Raw genomic sequence first — 505 nt, forward strand, 5'->3', positions numbered from 1 at the left:
GATGGTGATCCCGGCCGATGCGCCGAATGCCGATAACGCGCATGCCTTCATCAACTACGTGCTGCAGCCCAAGGTGATGGCCAAGATCACCAACGCCGTGCAGTATCCGAATGCAGTGCCGGACTCGCTGTCGCTCGTCTCGAAGGAAGCAATGGCCGACAAGGACGTGTTCCCGCCGGTCGAGGCGCTGAAAAATCTTTACACCGTGGTGCCGTCCAGCCAGGCCGAGCAGCGCACGATCAGCCGTACCTGGACCCGGATCAAGGGCGGCAGCCGGCGTCAGCAAATCCTAGGGCGCCGAACCTGCCGTAGACAGCCTCGACCTCAGCGTCGATGAAGGTGAATCGCTGGTGCTGCTCGGGCCGTCCGGTTGCGGCAAATCCACCCTGCTGCGCCTGATCGCCGGCCTGGAACACCCTGATAGCGGCCACATCCTGCTGGATGGCCAGGACATCACGGCTTTGCCGGCGCACCGGCGCCCGGTCAACATGATGTTCCAGTCCTA

Annotated in this window: 1 protein-coding gene and 1 pseudogene; both read left to right on the plus strand. The window is 63.2% G+C overall.

The window, feature by feature from the left end:
• Nucleotides 1-337 (plus strand): annotated as a pseudogene (locus AC1QQ2_RS15145) (hypothetical protein); the annotation flags it as partial.
• A 10-nt stretch (nucleotides 338-347) separates the two neighbouring features.
• Nucleotides 348-505 (plus strand): ATP-binding cassette domain-containing protein (locus tag AC1QQ2_RS15150; RefSeq protein WP_479713772.1); only part of this gene is annotated, 158 nt, incomplete at its 3' end.

The sequence above is a fragment of the Aestuarium sp. genome (genome assembly GCF_023253315.1).
GTDB classification, from domain to species: Bacteria; Pseudomonadota; Alphaproteobacteria; order Rhodobacterales; family Rhodobacteraceae; genus Marivivens; species Marivivens donghaensis.